Raw genomic sequence first — 16,814 nt, 5'->3', positions numbered from 1 at the left:
TAGCGTTGAATAAACCTTCTTAACCCGAACTGATGTTCTATTAATACAATTCAGTAATTAGCGCAGTTTTCCTTCTGCCTCCTGCCTTCCTCTCAATTGCTTAACAAATTACTGACTTACTACAAAAAATCTGTCCCTCTCCAACTCAGAAAGGGACAGACTTAAACTTGAGTATTGCGCTATCGGGTGCGTTAACGAAGTAACGCATCATTTTGATCTAGCAGTCTGCCAACCCAAAAATGCTGCGTGATGGCTGGGTAAAGGGTAAGGGGTAAGGGATTTGAAACCTTTCCCCCTTCCCCTTTACCCCGCCAAGTCACGAAAGCGAACTACTAGCCTGTCACAGTACGTTAAGCAAAGGCATAACGCACCTTTTTATCTTAGAAAAAGTAGACTTAGACAAACACGAACCGAGTATCTGTTGCCAAATTGCGGTTTAATCCGCTTTCCACAACCGCAATTAATTCTAATTGCGTCCCATTATTGGCGAAAATGCCCACAGATGAACTACTAAATCCAGATACTGATGCTGACCCCAAGAAGTAATTGTCAGCAGATCCTTTAAGCTGAATCCGATCGGTTGCTTTGAAGTTAACAATATCAGCGTAGTCACCATTGCCAGATTTGGCATAGAAAACTGAACTAGCATCACCCAAAATGTAAGTATCTGCACTTTGAGCGCCGTTGAGTTGGTCAATTTCGTTTGTACCACCTCCCCAACCAATCAGGTGGTCATTGCCACCACCTCCAGCCAGGATGTCATTGCCAAGTCCACCTAGAAGGGTGTCATTATCTGCTCCACCATTGAGGCTATCATTACCTGCTCCACCTTCGAGGCTATCATTGCCTCCTCCACCTAGAAGTGTGTCATTGTCAAGTTCACCTAGAAGTATGTCATCAGCTGCTCCACCTTCGAGGATGTCATTACCTGCCCCACCTAAAAGTGTGTCAATGCCATCGTTCCCCAAGAGGGAGTCGTTACCGCCCTTGGCATCAATGTAATCATTGCCTGCTGCACCACTGAGTGTCTCATTGGCATCAGTGCCGATCACGCGATCGTTGCCACCTAGAGCATTGAATACGCTCACATCAACAAGTTGGTCGATAAAGATAATGTCGTTGCCAGATGTCGCCTTGTTATTGGCAACAGTCAGGTCAAAGGTATCGCTAACACTGCCACCTTTGCCATCAGCAGCGGTAACAGTGACGGCAAAAATGCCAGCTTGGGAGATATTGCCGAATATCAGACCCGTGTTAGCGATATCAGATCCAGTGGGTAAGCCCGTAGCAGTGTAGGTCAGGGTGTCGTCTTGATCGATGTCAGCAAATTTGTCACCGACGTTGAAAGAGAAAAGCTTGCTTGTGGAGATGATTCTGTCTTCAAGGGGTTGCACTACCGTCGGAGCATCGTTGACATCGTTAACTTGGATAGCTAACACCTTGTCAACGGAAAGTCCACCATTATCGATGCTGCGTACCCGAATGCTGTAAGCAGATTTGGTTTCAAAGTTCGGGGAAGCGTTGATTTTTAAGGTGTTGTCTGCGATCGCAAAAGCAGCATTATCAGCATCACCAGTTCCAGAAACTAAGCTGTAAGTGAAAGTGTTGCCGATGTCCGGGTCTATAGTACTAAATGTACCAATTACAGTATTGGCAGCCACATTTTCATTGATATTTGTAGCACTCAATGCGATTGCTGTGGGAGCATCATTTAAATTAAATCGAGCCACACTAGGGTCATGATCGCTATCTTGATCGGCAAATTCTGAGTTGACGTGAACGACATCATAGGCATCTAGCTTGCCAAGCAAGTTGCTACTAACTAAAAGGTGGTCGAGAGTTTGGGCATTGCCTTCAAAGTTGTAGGTATAACGCTCGTTTGCAGGCAGAGTTTCAATTAAAGAAGTCAGTCCAGCGCTTTCTAGAGTGGTGACTGGGTTGGAAAACTCAAAGTCATTCAAGTCACCCGCTACTACTACATTGGCATTAGGGTTGATGGCTAAAATACTTTGGACAAAGTTTTTCACCAGTGTCGCTTGTTGCTGACGCTGCACTTCGCTGGTGAGAGTTGGCGGTTGATTCACGCCAAATAATGGTTGGTCGCCACCTTTAGAATTGAAGTGGTTGCCAATTATATAAACAGTTTCACCCTTGAAAGTAAATTCACCAACTAACGGCTTGCGACTGCTAGTAAAGGCCGAGTTAGTGGGGTCAATCAAACCAGGACTATCAGAAAGAGTAGGAACACCAGAGACGTTGGTAACTGTGGTGCTGGAGGTGGAAGTACCACCGGGGCGATCTACAAAGTTGACACGAGCAGGATTAAACAAGAAGCCCACTCGGATATTTCCTCCAGGTTCACCGCCATTTGTACCGTTTACTGGGTCAATTTGGCGATATTGATATGTGGGACCACCAGCAGCAGCGATCGCATTAATTAATGTTTGGAAGGTGGTGCTGGCATCAACTACGCCATTATTCGTTGCCCCGTTATTGTCCTGAATTTCTTCCAGACTAATGATATCTGGTGATTTCAGATTGTTGACAATGCGGCTGGCAAGGTTGTTAAACTTGGTTGCCCCATCGCTTGGGTCAAGATTTTCGACGTTGAAGGTAGCAACTGTCAATTGGTCAGTGGTGGGAGTTAAATTAGTGACTTCTTTTTGCAGGGTACTGTTCTGTACTACTGTGGGAGCAGCCGATACTAAAACTTCATAGTTGCTAAAGTCGTAATTAACGACACCAACAATACTGCTAAGTTGTGTACCAACATTAATCTCAGGTAGCACTAAGGCATTGTTGAGATCATCGATTTGAATCCGCTCAGGATTGAAGTCTGAGGCACTAATTAGGCTACCACCGCGAGCTGTGCGTCCAGTGGCATTTGCTCCGTTGTCTGCTAATACCCAAATTTCTTGTGATGTCCCAAAGTTTCCAGTGGGTGAAGTGGAGACTGGGTTATTAACCTGTACTCGCATTCCTTCTAAACTTTCGTAGAAGTCGATGCCATCCTGGGCAGGGTCAAAGGTGGTCGTTCCAGTTTCGATATTCCCACTAGTATCGTTATCGATGACTGTGGTTGGGATAGTTCTGCCGCCATTACCCAGAATTGTGGCATTTGGCAAAGCATTGCCAGTAGAAACGGTGACAATTGTCGGGCTAGTAATTTGCGTTACCGTCAGGTTATTTGCATTATTACCGGGATGAAACTCCGTGACTGTTCCACTGACTAATATGGAATCGCCGACGGATACGGTTGGTACTGATGACGTGAAGACGAAAATACCTTCAGATGTACGAACGTCGTTATCTGGGTTGGGGTCTTGCAAGTAAAAACCGTTACTAGCTGTAGCCGTTACAATTCCCGCTACATTGCTGACATTCTGACCTCTCAAAGGTGAGATATGCCCCGCTCCCTGAATGTCGTGAATCCGAATTGCGTCATCATCAGCGATCGCCACTGTTGCAGTAGTAGCAGTACCCAAAGTATAGTTAGCGCTGCTATTCAGAGTCAAACTGATAGTTTCCGTTCCTTCAATTGTCGTATCATCCACAGGTGTAATGGTGATATCCACAAAGGATTGTCCGGCAGCGATCGTTGCTGTGCCTGTTAGGGTTGGTGTGTAATCTGCGCTTGTAGCTTGTCCAGCACCCGTGGCAACATTGTAATTTACCGTTAGGGCATTGGTTGTAATGCCTGTGCGAGAGATGCGGAAGGTACCAGGGTCACTGCCAGTTTCGGCGGCATTGGCATCTTGGGCTGCGATCGCAATTGTAGGTAGAGACGAAACAATAGTCCCTGGAGAACCGATTTCCACGTTTGAATTTACAGCGACGAATGCACCATTGACTCCCACAGCGCTCAGTGTTGCGATCGTGGCATTGTTTGACAAGGCGGCATTATCGAAGGTAGCAAATGGGGCTGCGGTTGGAGATGCTCCGAAGACGACATTAGCCTGTAAAGCACCAGTGGAATTATAGATATTCACCGCATCACCACCCGTACCCAAGCCCACGCCCGAACCAGAGTAGTTGCCGATCTTCAACCCAGCTGGTGGGTTCGCGCCAAACCAGTTGGATAGGAAAGTAGGATTAACGGTAGCTCCTTCAAGGAAGATCACCGATTCACCTGCACCGATAGTTGTAATACCACTTAAGGCGACAGACGAGGCGAAGCTATTGGAGTTGTCGTCAATTTTCCAGCCGGTGATATCCACGGCGCTCAAACCCTTGTTGGTAAGCTCAAACCAGTCTGCACCGACGGGCGAATTGCCACTACTCCAGGGAGCTACTTCAGTGATGAAGATACTGCTGGTGGTGGGATTCTCATTTACATCAGTGACTGATAAGGTAAATGCCGTAGTTGCATCTGGGTTATTGCCAACGGTGGTGTCATTTACATTGACGCTGACGTTGTAGCTGGTCTTAGTTTCAAAATCTAGGGTGGTTCCCGCTTTGACGAACAAAGCATTGTCCGTAATCTCAAAAGAGTTGGCATCTGCACCAGTCAAGCTGAGGGTATTTGTTCCCAAAGCGTCATCACTGACGATAATGTTGGCAACTTTAAAGGGAGTTGCAGTACTGGTGCTTTCTGACAAGCTGGTGACGGTATTTGCAAGGCTGACGGCTACAGGGGCTTGATTCGCATAAGTAAATGAGGATGGTGCATAGACCCAAAGTTGAGGGTGATCGATATCACCTCCGCCATTCTCGTTAACGACATAAATCAATCCATTCTTGTCTACCGTGATTCCTTCATTCCCCTGATCCACAACGGACAAAGGATTACCTGCATCGGAGGCGATGGTTAATGAGCTAGAGATATTCCCAGTGCGATCGATGTTGACGATCTTGCCTGATTCTTGGCTCAAGATCAGCAGGTGGCTGGAGTCGGGTTGTCCGTTTAAGGCTGATAGATTCGACAATGCGAAAACATCCGCGAAGTCCGCAAGCCCAGCCAATGCTGGATCGAAAAGGTTGGTAGAGTTGACTGTGGTGGGCGAACCGTTACTTGCAGTTCCCGCCGCAAAATCGATATTAGTTTGAAAAATTCCTTCGGGTGTAATCTCCTTAACTGCAATGAAGCCACCAGTCTGTGGGTCATAGGAGATACCTTCAATCCCAATATTTCCGACCGTTGTACCGAGTTTTACGGTCTGGACATCGCTTCTGGTAAGGGTGGTTCCTGGGGCATAGGTAAATAAATTAGCCTGTCTGTCTCGCTCCTCGATCAAGACAAACTTACCGTCACCGACATAGGTAAGCCCTTCTGTATCATAGAATTCAGTTCCTTGGGGACTGCTGCCAGAAGCTAGCGTCATTGAGTCGATTAATTGTCCCGTCTTCGATACTTGCACGATCGCTCTGCCACCATCACCGACAACGAACAGCGTGTCGGTATCCTTGTTATAGGTGACAGCCGAGACTTCTTGAGCCAGCAAGCTGTTTGTTGGTGCAGTGGTTCGGGTAGGTTCGGGTAGGTCGTAACGTCCGATACGGACGTAGGTGGAGAGATCGATGGAAGTTACCGCCGTATCGTTGTCAGCGATCGCCACTGTTGCAGTAGCAGTAGCACCTAAAGTATAGTTGGCGCTGCTATTTAGAGTCAGAGTTAAGGTTTCAATTCCTTCAACTGTCGGATCATCTACAGGTGTAATGGTGACATCGACAAAGGATTCTCCAGCAGCGATGGTTGCTGTGCCTGTTAGGTTTGGTGTGTAATCTGCGCTTGTGGCTTGTCCAGCACCCGTGGCAACATTGTAATTTACCGTTAGAGCATCGGTGGTACTCCCTGTGCGAGAGATGCGGAAAGTGCCAGGGTCACTACCAGCTTCGGCGGCGTTGGCATCTTGGGCTGCGATCGAGACAGTGGGGGTTGATGCGGCGATCGCAAAATTCGTGGTATTTGGAGCAGTTGTAGTATAGTTACCATCAGTTTGATCAACCGTCCAGTTGTTAACATTAAAGACTGAAGATTTATAGTTTGCAAAGCTAGATTGTCCAGTTCTAGAGCCACTATATTCACCATAGTCAGCACTAGTTCTTAATACTATTGCGTTAACTCCAACCGTTAATCCTGCATTTGTAATTGGATCACCAGGCGTTACAACATCTCCTGATGATACCGCAGTTAAAATCGTAGTTGGAGCAGCTGCGCTAGAGCCAAGAAAAGCATAGATAACATCACCACTTGCAGAAAGACCGTAGTTACTGCTACCTGATACCGTAGCACGAGAGAGAGTTCCAACTGATGCAGCAAGGGTGGCAACATCAACTCCAGTAAAGCGAATTACTGTACCAGCATTTATCGTACTAGATCCTGATGTCCATTGAAAATAAGACTCACCAGTATTAAAAGCTGTCGTGCTAGTAGCTTCGTTATCAGTGAAATAAATCGTCGTATTCGGTTCTATATCTACAAATGTAACAATAGACCAGCCATCTTCGTCGGCATTGAAGGATATAAAAGCAATATCCCCTTGTGTTAAAGCCATAGGAATTATTTAACCTCTTTAGTTGGTTTCAGATTCTCAAAAAATCAAGTAAATGATCCGAAGCGATGTATTAAGTGCGATCGCTCTTGGGATTTATCCAAAGTTGTCCGCACTTTCTAACCAGCCCAAAAGCGATCGCTACACCTACCAGAGCGATTACACTGATTTGTGGGGCGATCGCCTCCCATAAACACAAAAAGATAGATGCAATAACTTACTTCAGCGTTTGGGCGAACATAAGACAAGACCAGCATGAAAGACCGAAGTAAATAGCAAAAAATAACTACATACTTTATTAGTATTAATTCGTACTCATCAACTTCAACCTATCCCGGTAAGTTTAAGAAACAGCTAGCAAAAGGTTAAAAAAACAAATCTTTGGTATGAAATTGCGCTCAGAGGTAGACTCAGTAGATTGAAAAGTCAGCAGATGAGAGGCAATCCAATACTTCTTGGATAAGTACTTTCCATCTCTGATGTGGTCTGGGGAAAGGTAAATTCAAACCTTTTCCCTTTCCCCTTTCCCCCTTAACCTAAAAATATTGGTAGCGATCGCCACTTGTTATTTTTTGGTCAACTCAGGGAACTCTATTAATACGGTTCAGTAATTCGCGCAGCATTGGCCAGAGAAAGGCTTCCCGTAAGGTAAGCAACTGGTATTAGTTGTTGTGGGTTTAGTTGAACTGTGTTGTAAGCATAACTTTGAGTTTTGAGGATCGGCTGATGGATAAATCAATTATTCAGTTGGTTGACGAATTACCAACTGACAATATCACTGTCAAAGTTTTAAAGGCTCTTGATTATGTAGCGCCAGGTGAGTGGAGCAATTTGACAGGGTTTGAAAATAGTATTCGCAGCGTTACAGGAGAAACCGATGCTAAGGTAATTCAGAGAATCCGCGATCGCGCTGTCGCATTATACGAAGATCCTCAAAAAGGCTACCAGTTCGCAATCAAGCTTTATCAAACAATTGATAAGGCAGACACAGCGATGGCGGCAGCAGCTTTAGCGAATAAAGTTAGTGAAAAAATCAGCTTTCTGTCTTTTTTAGGCAACATTACTCCCAAAGCTGATGTAACTCAATCTATTGATTTGGCACTGAAAATCGCTGTCGAAATCATCGCTTTTTGCAAACTAAATGGTATTCCTCAGCCTAACCCCCAAGAGTTTGCTAATTCCCTTACTAACAACTATCAAAATGCCTCCTTAATGCGGATGGTAGCTTTAGTTTGTATAGACGGAATTCTGCCATTAGGCCCCGACTTTCTTAGCAAAATTCACGGAGTTATTAGTGGTACTGATGCTGGTGCAATAACTCAAAATCCGGTTTTCTTAGCTGTCAATAACTTTTTACCAGGTAATAATCCTTCTGATAAAGTTGGTTTTATCAGTCAGGGTTTTAACTCCGTACAAGGTTGGATGAATAATTTAGTATCTAAAACAGGTGTAACCCCGCAATCAATTTCTAGTAGTTTGGGTAGTTTTATTCAGATTGCTGATGATAATTTAGATTTTGTCGCAGTATTCCTAGATCAAACTACCAATTACTACGAGCATACCGGAACTCAAAGCGTCGCTCGCGGCTTGATTTTGGAAGCATACGCTTTCGTAAAAGAGGAAATTAAACAAGAGCAACAAAAGCCTATTCAAGATGTTTCATCAGCTTCTGCTGTCAAGTCAGATAAAATTCAGTATGAAGTCAGCAAAACAGTAGAAGTCTGGGATGGTGAAGACGAAGATTGGTATCAGGGAACAATTGAGAAAGTTCAAGATGACCAATTTTTTATTCATTACCTTGGCTATGGTTCATCTTATGACGAGTGGGTGGGCGAAGATGACATTCGGACTCGCGATCTTCGCGCTGCGGATGACAATGGATATGCAGTTGGTCAAAAAGTAAAATGTTGGGATGAAGACCAAGAAGCTTGGTATTCTGCAACGATTCAGCAAATCCAAAATCAGCAATACTTTGTTCACTATATTGGTTATGACTCATCCTATGATGAGTGGGTTGATAGCGACGAAATTTCTTAACTACTGAATTAGCACAGGGTCGGCAAGAGCAATATCTACGATGGGTTATTATCCTCTCTAGGAGACTCTGCACGTAGCTTACTGAATACTCGCTATCGGTGTCACACCCTGTGCTAGCACTATTACCTTTAAAAATTACGAATTACGAATTACGAATTACGAATTATTTTGACGCGCTACCATATCCCCTATTGCCTTCGTGCAATGTATGTGAGGAGTAGCAGGTTAAACAGATGACAAAAGAATTTAATACACAAGGTGCAGAGAATTTGATTGCGATCGCAGATCAATTCACCCAAGTAGGAAAGGTTACAGCCGTTAAAGCCTTTGGAAGTGGTAATATAAATGACACTTTCTTAGTCACTCTAGATTCCTCAAAAGAACAACATTTTGTCCTGCAACGCATCAATACACAGGTATTTCGTCAGCCAAAACTGATTATGCAGAATATGCGTACCTTCACTGAGCATGTTCATAAACAGTTACAGCATATCTCCCTCAATCGTCGCTGGGAAGTACCGCGTGTATTATTAACTAAGGATGCTCAAGACCACTGTCAGGATGCAGACGGCTCATTTTGGCGGGCGATTAGCTTTATTGAAGGCTCCCAGTCTTTCGATACTATGCGCGATCGCTTACAAGCGAAAGAAATCGGTTATGCCTTGGGGATGTTCCACAATTTAATCAGTGATTTACCACCAGAAAACCTCGCTGATACTCTTCAAGGATTTCATATTACACCGCTTTACCTCCAGCGTTACGAAGAAGCGTTGGCGAAAACTAGTGCTAGTCAATCTTCGGAAGTTAATTATTGTTTACAGTTTGTTAGCGATCGCCAAGCCTTTGCACATATCCTAGAAAATGCCAAAGCTGAGGGCAAACTACCTCTGCGTCTGATGCACGGCGATCCCAAAATTAATAACGTTATGTTCGACACTGTTACCCAACAAGCCGTCAGCGTCATCGACCTAGACACCGTTAAACCAGGTCTGGTACATTACGATATTGGCGATTGTTTGCGATCGGGCTGCAATCAGGCTGGAGAAGAAACAGAGAATTGGGAAAGTGTTCATTTCGATACAGACCTCTGTCAGGGAATCTTACAAGGCTATCTCTCTGTGGCAAAGGCGTTTCTTACCGAGAATGACTATGCATACATATATGATGCTATCCGTCTCATTGCCTTTGAATTAGGATTGAGATTTTTTGCTGATTATTTAGCCGGGAATGTCTACTTTAAAGTTAAGCACCCAGAACATAACTTGGCAAGAGCGATCGTGCAGTTTAAGCTTACCGAGAGTATTGAATCTCAAGAAACGCAGATTCGTAACATTATCAAAGACTTGAAATGAACAACCAGACATTTTCCCTACAACCCTTCCCTTCTACTGAATCGCTGCCTAATTTGAAAATTGCAGGCAATATCAGCCGAAATGGTAATCAATTTGCCATCCACTATCTGCTTGAAGCCGATTTAAAAGAAATTGCGATTGCCCAACCATCAAATACACCGTCACGCAAGCATGAATTGTGGAAAGACACCTGCTTCGAGTTCTTCCTTGGCATCAAAAATTCTCAACAGTATTGGGAATTCAACCTGTCCCCAAGTGGACACTGGAATGTTTATCGCCTTGATGGGTATCGTCAAGGAATGCAAGAGGAAACAGCTTTTGAAAATCTCCCTTTTAATGTTCAAAATCAATCTGATAGTTTAGCACTAGCCTTAAATGTTGATTTAGATAAAATCATTTCTATGGAGCAAGCAATTGAAGTTGCCATTACTAGCGTTATTAAAGATAGAGATGGTGAAGTAACTTACTGGGCGTTAACTCATCGAGGCAAAGAGGCTGACTTTCATTTGCGAGACAGTTTTATCATTGAGTTGTAAATACTATAATTTAAATTGCATCATTTTCATGGTAATAAAAGCTGCAAACCCTCTCCCTTGATCCCCTGCGATCTCAATGTGCAAATTAAATGCTAGCAATGGAGGGTTACTCACGAAATTTCTATTAACTATTTGAGCCAGTTTAGGTAAAGCTGGAGGGCCTGATGCTAACGCCATAATGATAAAACCAGCTTTCACTGGTTTGGTTACAGGTACTACTTGCAACAGCAAATAGATAAAAAGGGGTACAATTAAAAAATTTTCCACCAGGGATAAAATAACTAAATGGATATTGTGGAGTGGTTCCCAAATCTGCTGTAAAGTTAACTTCAACCCTGTACTAAACATAGTTCCAACGACAAATGACAGAAATGCGAGTTTGTCAAGTATGGGGATAATTTCATTCATAATTTTTTGCTTTCGCGCGATCGCTTTGATGGATCTTGTAAGAGTAGATGTAGAGGCAATACTTCTCGTTTTTTACATTTTTAACTCAGAATCGGCTAAGGGTTAAAGGTTTTTTCTTTCCCTTTTCCCTTTCCCCTTTTCCCCTTAACCGAGAAGTATTGCATCCTAATGCTATTAATCCCTTACAACAAGCGTTGGATGATCCCGATAGAGAAGTTTCCATCCAAGCGCAACGCGCAATTCAAAAGATTCAAGTAGATAAAAACTCTCTTCCTTAATACCATTTTTTTGTAAAGCTGCAATCGATGAATGGTTTAAGGTTAGATACAAAAAATATTCCAGCAGAGGGCAGCTTTTGGCTTTATCTGCTGGAGACTCTAAATGTGAAACTTTTAGGAATCGACTTTAGTAGCGATTGTTATTGTTGCGGCGGGCATTACCACCACCCCAGCTACCACGAGGAGAACTGCTTCTATCCTCGCGAGGTTTAGCTTTGTTCACTTTCAAGTCACGTCCCATCCATTCAGCACCGTCAAGTGCATCAATGGCAGCTTGTTCTTGTGTGTCTGATTCCATTTCCACAAAAGCGAACCCACGAGGCCGGCCTGTTTCCCGATCTGTGGGTAGTTGAACACGACTTACTGTTCCGTATTCTGCAAAAGCCTGCTTTAGGTCCTCTTCTGTAACCTGATATGACAGGTTCCCGACGTAAATTGACATAGAAGTCTCCGAATTCAGGGAGTGTAGAGAGTTAAATTCGGAGAGACGGTTTTTAGAAATCAAAACTAGTTACTCAACCGAAAATAATCTTTATGTCCATGAGTTTAACACAGCCTTCAGCCTTTGAATATCGTCTAATAGTGAATTTTATTCACAAATCAAACCCTTAAGGCTGGTTTGCAGACTTATCCATTGGCTGGCTTTTGTTGCTTGTACTATAAAAGTTACACTTTTAATCTGCGATCGCGCAGGTATTCAGTGTTTTGAAAATTAAGCTGTGGACTTAGAGGTAAAGATTATGATGGGTAGTGGGTGCAATCATAACATGACTAGCTCTTTTAAAAGCAAATTAAAAAATATTCATCCTCAAATGTCCCATTAGCTATGGTCGAACTGCGCTAAAATCTTTTCTGCTTGCTGGCACAGTGCTTCGTGATATTCACCATTACTCGCCAGCAAACCTCCCCATTGATTGATATCACCAGTGTTATACTGCAACGGAGTGCCGTCAAAGTGGGTAAACTTACCACCAGCTTCTGTTAAAATTAGTTCTGGTGCTGCCATATCCCAATCTTTAGGCGCAGACTTACCAGAAAGGGAAATGTAGATATCTGCTTGTTGCTCGACAATAGTGGCGATTTTGCAGCCGACACTACCCACAGATTTCTGATTTTGACAGGGTAAATTTTGTAGCAAGTAATCTAAGCGCTGGTTGCGGTGAGAGCGACTAACCACTAAGGTTAAATCCTCAATTGGTTTACTTGACGACACTTGTAAAGGAACAGAGCCATCACTGGTTTCTACAAATGTCCCCCCACCTTTGGTAGCGTAATATAACTTTTCTGCCTCTGGTACTACCACCACTGCTAAAATCGGGCGCGTTTCCTTGACTAAAGCAATGTGAACTGCATAGTCCCCAGTTTTTTCAATAAAGTCTCGTGTGCCATCCAAAGGGTCAATTATCCATACCCAAGGGGCGGAAGGGTGTGCGCCTGTAGTTGGTGACTGATAGGTTTCTTCGCTGATGTAAGCAAAATCTTCGTTACCTAAAGTTGCTTGTAGCTTCTCTAAGATATATTGACTCACAGCTACATCGGCAATGGTAACAGGCTCATTTTGTTTATATTGCACATCTAAGTTAGGGTCTTTTGCGGTGCCGTGGTAGTACGATCGCAGTATATCTGCTGCACCCCAACCTATCTCACGAGCGATCGCTAATATTTCTTGTAAGTCTTTCATTAAATTTGCCTTTATTAATCTAATTACTCAGCACTTTAAATCCATCCAGCGCCGAGTGCCAAAAAATTTACAAGAATCAGCAGCAATATTAGCTGCCAGCGCTAGCGCATCAGTAAAACTTTCCCTTAAAATGTAATCACAAAAAGCACCGTGGAAAATATCTCCAGCCCCTAATGTATCAACCGCGTGTATTTGCGGCACATCTACGATACCAGCTTTAGTGCAACTCAAGTATTCAATTGGTTTTTGTCCATGAGTAATGGCGATGTAAGGAATGTCAAAGCCGGCCAGATAAGCAAAAACGTCTTCTCCTGTCTGACAGTTGGGCGGATAAAAATTAGCTGAACAGATAGCATAATCTACAAATGGCAAAATTTGCTCAAATCCAGGCTTCCAACTGCCACCATCGATTACTACTGGGATATTTTTGGCTTTAGCTGCTTGGGCTATGAAATAACTTACAGCCATCTGATGCCCATCAATTAGTACTATATTGATATTTTGTAAAATATCGGAAGGGATAGATGCACTGCTGGCTTGAGTTTTGACAGCATTGATGGAAACCACGGCTCTTTCACCCGTGGCTTGGGTGACAATGATTGAGGAGACAGGCGGTGCTAAATCAGTGGTAGGCTCAAGGTCTGCGATCGCAACTTTGTAATTTGCCAAATCGCCTCGAATTAGCTGTGTCATTGGGTGAGAACCCACTACACCTAAGACTGTAGCTTGATTATCTAAATGCCTGAAAGTTACAGCTGCGTTTGTTGCTGGGCCACCTGCCGCTACAGTATAGTCAGTAGCGACAATCTTCTGATTATTTTTGGGGGCAGATTCAGCAAGGTAAATCAAATCTAAAGTTACTAAACCGACAAATAAACCACGATCCGATTTTGGATTTTCAATTTTGGACGAGCCATTTGTCATATATGTTCGTATAGCTGCATAAATAATTATTTTTAACTCTTAGACGCGATGAATCGCGTCTCTCCTGTCTCTCCTGCACAGACGCAATGAATCGCGTCTCTACAAAAACTCTAATCTCTCATGCAAACCGATCCAAAACCAAGAACACTTTACGTTGTCGGTACACCCATTGGCAACCTGGAAGATATAACCTTTCGGGCGGTGCGAATTTTGCAGACTGTAGATATCATTGCTGCGGAAGACACCCGTCACACAGGGAAATTATTACAGCATTTTCAAGTTAAAACTCCCCAGGTGAGTTACCACGAACACAATCGTACCAGTCGCATCCCGGAATTATTAGAGCATTTAGTTAACGATAAAGCGATCGCACTTGTGAGTGATGCGGGAATGCCAGGTATTTCCGATCCTGGATATGAACTGGTGAAAGCCTGCATTGAGGCGGGGATTTCAGTAGTTCCCATACCTGGCGCTAGTGCAGCAATTACCGCTTTGAGTGCATCTGGATTACCAACGGATCGGTTTACCTTTGAAGGCTTTCTCCCGGCGAAAACTCAACAGAGACAAGAATATTTAGAATCTCTGCAAACAGAATCTCGCACATTGATTTTCTACGAATCGCCTCACCGCTTGCGAGATACTTTACAAGACTTAGCACAAGTTTGGGGAAGCGATCGCCAAATTGTGCTAGGGCGGGAGTTAACAAAATTGTATGAGGAATTTTGGCGAGGGACAATTGCCGAAGCGATCGCTCACTACAACCAACGAGAACCCCAGGGTGAATATACATTAGTCGTGGCAGGAATTCCAGCCAGTCAGCCTCAACTGACAGAAGAGGAATTGAAAGCCGAATTGAAAATGTTAATTAGTCAGGGAATATCGCGATCGCAAGCTAGTCGTCAGTTAGCAAAATTTACCTCCCTTCCCCGTCGCCAACTTTATCAACTAGCTCTTTCTTTGGTCGTTACTCCTGAGTCTTGAAACACTAATAAAAATACTACTAGGGCTTACGCAAAATTATACCCTGTAGGGGCGATTTATGTAGATGCAGAGACGCTTTCGGTAGGGTATTTCCCCTACCGGAGAATCAGTGAATATTCAAATGATATCTAAAGATTTTTGATTTTAGTTCTCTAGATAGATCGGTAATTTTAGAGGCAAACTTTAATATGAAATAGTCGAAAGGAAACGACAAAGCACATTCTCACAAAGGAAAGATTTAATGACTAACATTATTGCTTGGCTGGTTTTGGGTTTAATTGCAGGCGCGTTAGCTAAGTTATTTTATCCAGGAACCCAAGGTGGCGGTATTCTTTCCACAATTATATTAGGAATACTTGGAGCCGTAGTCGGTGGTTATTTGGGTCAAATTTTACTAGGGAGTAGTTCAGCAGCAGCCGCATCTGTAGGAGCTTTATCTTTGGGAAGCATTTTATTTGCTGTTCTGGGTGCTATGCTGCTGATTTTCCTATGGGGTTTACTGACTCGCCGAGCTGTATAATTACCTTCAATTAACTAATAATCTTGGGAATCACTTCTAACTGCAATAAACCGATAAAATGACATTAGAAAAAGAGCGAAAAACTATAGTAGTTTTCGCTAAATGTTCCGACGCACAATTGGCACTTCAGGAACTAAAAGCTTCTAATTTTCCAATGCACAAAGTTTCTGTAATTGCACGAAATGCAGAAGAACAAAGTGATATTGCTGGTGTTGAAGTTAAAGATAGCACTAGCAATACATCCTCAGAAGACACCGATCGAGCTTTTACTGGTAGTGCTTTAGGCGATTTGAATGACTTATTAGCTGGTCTAGTCTTCTGGGTAGTTCCTGGTGTAGGCCAAGTCATGGTAGCCGGCGCACAAGCAATAGCGATCGCTAGCAATCTAGCAAGTTGTTTACCGGATGTATTGGTAAGTTTAGGAATTCCTAAAGAGCAAGCAGCGGGTTACAGTGATCTGGTCTGTAAAGGTTATCATTTGCTGATGATAACCGGCATAGACATAGAAATTCGTCTAGCTAAGAGGATTTTTAATCGCCGCGATCTTCAACATTCGGGTGTTTATGAGCCATACTCCACCCCAAATAGCCGTTATAAGCACGCTATTGGTATTTTTTCTAAGTACCATAATCTAGAAAGAGCGCTTACTGAACTGAGAACTGCTGGTTTTCCGATGAGTCAAGTATCAATAATTGCTAAAATTACCAGCAAAATAAGTGATATTCTTGACATGAATATCAGCAGTTCTCAAGATATTTACCCCACTTTAGGAATTCCTAACGATCTCGCCAGATATTATGAACATCAGGTCGCAGGTGGAAATTATCTAGTAGTCATAAAAGGCACTGACATCTACATAGCAGGTGCAAGAGCGATTTTAGAAAGTAACAATATCCAAGATTTTAGTATACATAGCCCATCTGAACTTGATTTGGCTAGAAGCGATCGCTAGAGTATTACTAACTTCTAGTTAAACTCAATAACGTGAAATTTATAGGAAAAGTATATTTTTTTATATAGATGAAATAGTTTACGTAAGTAGATATTGTCTTTTAAAACCCTAATTTTCTAGCATAAAATTGCTTACGATAACTAAGGTTAAGGTTGTTCTTAATAGTGGTGTACAATAGTAATGGCATTTTATCCAGCCGCCAAAACTACTATGTTTAGCGTTTATAGAAAATGAAGTTAATTTTCTGCATCCCATCTGCTTAATTGTACTATTCAAGATTTTTGTCTATTCCTAAAATAGTTTAACTTTCAACTATAGAATATTAAAATCTTGTGAAGTTATTTAATCTCCTCCAAGGGTTTTTGATAAAAAGATGATGTCAAATTAAATCTAAGCGACAACAAGAGGTTAGCCTTAGAGTAAAATAATATCTGTTTCAAATAGTAAAATAGTCGTCTCATAACCAATCCTACCCATTTTCGGTTCTGAATCCCATTTCCATTCCTACAAGATATGACCAGTTTCCAGAGTTAGGATGACATTCTCTTATGGTTCCCAATCCACCAATAAATTCTACCTTTTGCCCTTTGTAGAATTTGGGTTTTGCTATGTCAATTACTGTGATCATAAGAATCACCCCGTTTTTGTAAAGTC

At 42.8% G+C, this 16,814-nt stretch carries 13 protein-coding genes; 7 read left to right on the top strand and 6 right to left on the bottom strand.

Annotated features, from left to right (window positions below; all coding sequences use genetic code 11):
• Positions 1-395 precede the first annotated feature (395 nt).
• Positions 396-6,494, bottom strand: coding sequence for an SdiA-regulated domain-containing protein (locus H6G86_RS22070; RefSeq protein ID WP_190936100.1), 6,099 nt, complete (start codon positions 6,492-6,494; stop codon positions 396-398).
• Between the two features lie 52 nt (positions 6,495-6,546).
• On the opposite strand from H6G86_RS22070, the gene H6G86_RS22065 reads away from it, so the two are divergent.
• The 4 genes from H6G86_RS22065 (at position 6,547) to H6G86_RS22050 (ending at position 10,416) form a co-directional block, all read left to right on the top strand.
• The gene (locus H6G86_RS22065) at positions 6,547-6,684 is read left to right on the top strand and encodes a hypothetical protein (protein ID WP_190936099.1); all 138 of its coding nucleotides are present in this window, start codon (positions 6,547-6,549) and stop codon (positions 6,682-6,684) included.
• Between the two features lie 533 nt (positions 6,685-7,217).
• A complete protein-coding gene (locus H6G86_RS22060) occupies positions 7,218-8,528 on the top strand; it encodes a Tudor-knot domain-containing protein (RefSeq protein WP_190936098.1) in 1,311 nt (436 codons plus the stop codon).
• A 233-nt stretch (positions 8,529-8,761) separates the two neighbouring features.
• On the top strand, positions 8,762-9,880 hold the full coding sequence (locus H6G86_RS22055) for a phosphotransferase enzyme family protein (protein WP_190936097.1): 1,119 nt from the start codon (positions 8,762-8,764) through the stop codon (positions 9,878-9,880).
• A complete protein-coding gene (locus H6G86_RS22050; protein WP_190936096.1) occupies positions 9,877-10,416 on the top strand; it encodes a DOMON-like domain-containing protein in 540 nt (179 codons plus the stop codon). Before H6G86_RS22055 ends, H6G86_RS22050 begins: the two co-directional genes overlap by 4 nt.
• Before the next feature lie 3 nt (positions 10,417-10,419).
• Here the strand turns inward: H6G86_RS22050 and H6G86_RS22045 are convergent, their stop codons facing one another.
• From H6G86_RS22045 to H6G86_RS22030, 4 genes are all read right to left on the bottom strand, one after another.
• Positions 10,420-10,824, bottom strand: a complete 405-nt coding sequence (locus tag H6G86_RS22045; RefSeq protein ID WP_242064920.1) for a bile acid:sodium symporter family protein — start codon at positions 10,822-10,824, stop codon at positions 10,420-10,422.
• Positions 10,825-11,229: 405 nt separating this feature from the next.
• Complete coding sequence (rbp, locus tag H6G86_RS22040) at positions 11,230-11,544, bottom strand: RNA-binding regulator (protein WP_012408942.1); 315 nt, start codon at positions 11,542-11,544, stop codon at positions 11,230-11,232.
• Positions 11,545-11,922: 378 nt separating this feature from the next.
• The gene (locus H6G86_RS22035; protein WP_190936095.1) at positions 11,923-12,783 is read right to left on the bottom strand and encodes a 3'(2'),5'-bisphosphate nucleotidase CysQ family protein; all 861 of its coding nucleotides are present in this window, start codon (positions 12,781-12,783) and stop codon (positions 11,923-11,925) included.
• 27 nt (positions 12,784-12,810) lie between these two features.
• Positions 12,811-13,707, bottom strand: coding sequence for a sugar kinase (locus H6G86_RS22030; RefSeq protein ID WP_190936094.1), 897 nt, complete (start codon positions 13,705-13,707; stop codon positions 12,811-12,813).
• A 120-nt stretch (positions 13,708-13,827) separates the two neighbouring features.
• Here H6G86_RS22030 and rsmI point away from each other — a divergent pair, with 120 nt between their 5' ends.
• The 3 genes from rsmI (at position 13,828) to H6G86_RS22015 (ending at position 16,160) form a co-directional block, all read left to right on the top strand.
• Positions 13,828-14,688, top strand: coding sequence for a 16S rRNA (cytidine(1402)-2'-O)-methyltransferase (gene rsmI, locus H6G86_RS22025; RefSeq protein WP_190936093.1), 861 nt, complete (start codon positions 13,828-13,830; stop codon positions 14,686-14,688).
• 241 nt (positions 14,689-14,929) lie between these two features.
• Positions 14,930-15,208 carry a GlsB/YeaQ/YmgE family stress response membrane protein gene (locus H6G86_RS22020; protein WP_190936092.1) on the top strand — a complete coding sequence of 93 codons (279 nt, stop codon included), beginning with the start codon at positions 14,930-14,932 and terminating at the stop codon, positions 15,206-15,208.
• A gap of 58 nt (positions 15,209-15,266) precedes the next feature.
• Positions 15,267-16,160, top strand: a complete 894-nt coding sequence (locus H6G86_RS22015) for a hypothetical protein (protein WP_190936091.1) — start codon at positions 15,267-15,269, stop codon at positions 16,158-16,160.
• Positions 16,161-16,629: 469 nt separating this feature from the next.
• On the opposite strand, the gene H6G86_RS22010 is transcribed toward H6G86_RS22015, so the two are convergent.
• Positions 16,630-16,788 (bottom strand): hypothetical protein, encoded by a 159-nt coding sequence (locus tag H6G86_RS22010; RefSeq protein ID WP_242064918.1) that lies wholly within the window; start codon positions 16,786-16,788, stop codon positions 16,630-16,632.
• Positions 16,789-16,814: the final 26 nt, after the last annotated feature.

The organism is Nostoc sp. FACHB-133, assembly GCF_014698055.1.
Lineage (GTDB): Bacteria > Cyanobacteriota > Cyanobacteriia > Cyanobacteriales > Nostocaceae > Nostoc.
The sequence above is the reverse complement of the archived record's forward strand: the minus strand, read 5'-3'. Positions and strand labels throughout refer to the sequence as shown.

Coding starts and splice junctions, on each gene's coding strand:
- H6G86_RS22070 (WP_190936100.1), bottom strand. CDS start 6,494: ATGGCTTTAACACAAGGGGATATTGCTTTTATATCCTTCAATGCCGAC.
- H6G86_RS22065 (WP_190936099.1), top strand. CDS start 6,547: ATGATCCGAAGCGATGTATTAAGTGCGATCGCTCTTGGGATTTATCCA.
- H6G86_RS22060 (WP_190936098.1), top strand. CDS start 7,218: ATGGATAAATCAATTATTCAGTTGGTTGACGAATTACCAACTGACAAT.
- H6G86_RS22055 (WP_190936097.1), top strand. CDS start 8,762: ATGACAAAAGAATTTAATACACAAGGTGCAGAGAATTTGATTGCGATC.
- H6G86_RS22050 (WP_190936096.1), top strand. CDS start 9,877: ATGAACAACCAGACATTTTCCCTACAACCCTTCCCTTCTACTGAATCG.
- H6G86_RS22045 (WP_242064920.1), bottom strand. CDS start 10,824: ATGAATGAAATTATCCCCATACTTGACAAACTCGCATTTCTGTCATTT.
- rbp (WP_012408942.1), bottom strand. CDS start 11,544: ATGTCAATTTACGTCGGGAACCTGTCATATCAGGTTACAGAAGAGGAC.
- H6G86_RS22035 (WP_190936095.1), bottom strand. CDS start 12,783: ATGAAAGACTTACAAGAAATATTAGCGATCGCTCGTGAGATAGGTTGG.
- H6G86_RS22030 (WP_190936094.1), bottom strand. CDS start 13,707: ATGACAAATGGCTCGTCCAAAATTGAAAATCCAAAATCGGATCGTGGT.
- rsmI (WP_190936093.1), top strand. CDS start 13,828: ATGCAAACCGATCCAAAACCAAGAACACTTTACGTTGTCGGTACACCC.
- H6G86_RS22020 (WP_190936092.1), top strand. CDS start 14,930: ATGACTAACATTATTGCTTGGCTGGTTTTGGGTTTAATTGCAGGCGCG.
- H6G86_RS22015 (WP_190936091.1), top strand. CDS start 15,267: ATGACATTAGAAAAAGAGCGAAAAACTATAGTAGTTTTCGCTAAATGT.
- H6G86_RS22010 (WP_242064918.1), bottom strand. CDS start 16,788: ATGATCACAGTAATTGACATAGCAAAACCCAAATTCTACAAAGGGCAA.